The sequence below is a fragment of the uncultured Agitococcus sp. genome (assembly GCF_937920075.1).
Lineage (GTDB): Bacteria > Pseudomonadota > Gammaproteobacteria > Pseudomonadales > Moraxellaceae > Agitococcus.
Window position 1 is genome coordinate 1 of sequence record NZ_CALETI010000261.1, and the last position, 2,202, is coordinate 2,202.

The 2,202-nt window shown below is 43.4% G+C and carries 2 protein-coding genes; both read left to right on the top strand.

The window, feature by feature from the left end; all coding sequences use genetic code 11:
* The first annotated feature begins 126 nt into the window (after positions 1-126).
* Positions 127-1,356 (top strand): P22 phage major capsid protein family protein, encoded by a 1,230-nt coding sequence (locus Q0212_RS08990; protein ID WP_297924674.1) that lies wholly within the window; start codon positions 127-129, stop codon positions 1,354-1,356.
* A gap of 45 nt (positions 1,357-1,401) precedes the next feature.
* Positions 1,402-2,100: a hypothetical protein gene (locus Q0212_RS08995; protein WP_297924675.1), complete on the top strand. Its 699-nt coding sequence runs from the start codon at positions 1,402-1,404 to the stop codon at positions 2,098-2,100.
* Positions 2,101-2,202 lie beyond the last annotated feature (102 nt).

The following is a 2,202-nucleotide window of genomic DNA, read 5'->3' on the forward strand; positions in this document are numbered from 1 at the left end:
CTGTCAAGCCAGTGCAAGGTGGCTCTAGCAATAGCGCACCACCTACCGATATTGATGAGTGGATGAAGTGGCGAAACGACCAACTACGACAAAAGAAACGCTGAGAAGCGTTAAGAGAGAATCATCATGGCTAATAGCATTTTAACCCCTAGTATTATCACTAAAGAAGCGTTAAGAATCCTTCACGCTCAATCTAACTTTTTAACCAAGATTAACCGCCAATATGATAGCCGTTTTGCGGTCAACGGCGCGAAAATTGGTACTAACTTAGATGTCCGTTTACCAAACAAATTCACTGTGCGTACAGGTTCGACTTACTCCGCACAAGATATGGTAGAGCGTAAAGTATCGTTGCCTGTTGCCACAATCAAAGGCGTGGATTGCACAATCACTGATACCGAATTAACCATGAGTCTTAATGACTTTAGTGAGCAATTCTTAAAGCCCGCGATGAATCAATTAGCGTCTGATATTGAATACAACGCTATGTTGTCTATGTACAAAAGCGTACCTAACGCCGTAGGCACTGTATCAACACAGATTGACTACAAAAAATTCCAACAAGCAGGCCAACGATTAACCGAAAATCTAGCTCCTAGCTCTGATCGTACTTTCTTGTTGAATCCTTCTAGCCGTGTTGAGTTTAGCGATGCTGTTAAAGGTTTATTCCAAAGCTCTAGCAACATCGAAGACCAATACCGCGAAGGCGTGGTAGGTCGTACTGGTGGTTTTGATGTGTTTGAAAATACCATGATTCCAGTTCACACAACTGGCACTTATGGCGGCACACCTTTAACCAATGGCGCGACTCAAGGCTCTACAGGTGCAAGTAACGCTTACGTTGCAACATCTTCTATTATCACGGACGGCTGGACAAGTGGCGGCACTAGCTTAAAAGCGGGTGATATTGTTACATTTGCTGGTTGTTATGATGTTCACCCTGAAACTAAAGTTAGCACTGGTGTTCTCAAGAAGTTTGTGATTGTTAGCGATGTAAGCGACACCACAGGCGCAATCACTATGACTGTATCGCCTGCTGTGATTGCTGGTGGCGCATATCAGAATTGTTCTAACCGTATTGCTGATAACTCTGCAATCACTGTTTTGGGTACAAGCGCGACTGCTTACGGTCAAAACTTGGCTTTTCACAAAGATGCGTTTACCTTTGTTAGTGCTGACTTGGACATCCCGAAAGGCGTGGATATGGCAGCGCGTGAGCGTTTCGGCAATATCTCTATGCGTTTTGTGCGTTGGTTCGATGGCGACAGTGGCCAATGGAAAAGCCGTTTTGATATCCTTCACGGCATGGCAGCTCTTTATCCAGAGTTGGCTTGTCGTTTAGTTCATCAATTGTAATCCACACAGGCTCAAGGATGAGCCAATAATTCTAATAGGTGTAACATGGTTACTGCTGATTTAATCCGCGCCACGTTGCGCTTAATCGGTGCTATATCTTCTTCAGAGACTCCTGCGGCTGATGAATCAAGTGATGCTCTTGAGGCGTTAAACTTGATGTTAGGCTCATGGGGTGCATCTCGTTTCTTGTCTGCAAGCACAGGCAAAGTTACCCACTCTTGTAACGGCTCAACTAGCTACACAATAGGCGTAAGCGGTGATATTAACACTACGCGACCTACTGCTATTTATAATGCTTTTTGGTCAACAGGTGGCTTAGATTATCCATTATCAATTCTTGACTATTCTGATTACGAAAATATCGGCATTAAAACAATTGGCGGCATTCCTGAATATATTGTATTAAAACCTAATAACCCTTTATCGACTATTTACTTATTCCCAGTTCCTGCAGATGGCACACTAACACTAGACAATATTCGCCCTGCTACTGATTTAACTCTAGCTGACGACTTACCATATCCCCCAGAGTGGATTCGTGCATTAAAGTTTAACCTTGCCATTGAGATTAGTCCTGAGTTTGGCTTTGGTGTATCGCCCGAATTAGTAGCAATGGCCAAAGAATCACGCGATATTGTTTTGCGCTCAATGGTCACAATACCATTGGCCAAGTTTGATGCGCTTTTACCGTGTAACATGAAGCAATCATGCTCTAAAACATTCATCACAGGCGGTGGCTTTTAATGAAGTTTAATTTTTTAGGCGGTCAACACAAGGGCTTTAGCCCCAATCAAAACACACAAGAAACGGTTAATATGTATCTTGAGGTTGACCCGTCCGAAGATA

What these genes read in the sequence shown, in the direction of transcription:
- Q0212_RS08995 (WP_297924675.1), top strand. Translation starts at nt 1,402, where the DNA reads ATGGTTACTGCTGATTTAATCCGCGCCACGTTGCGCTTAATCGGTGCT.
- Q0212_RS08990 (WP_297924674.1), top strand. Translation starts at nt 127, where the DNA reads ATGGCTAATAGCATTTTAACCCCTAGTATTATCACTAAAGAAGCGTTA.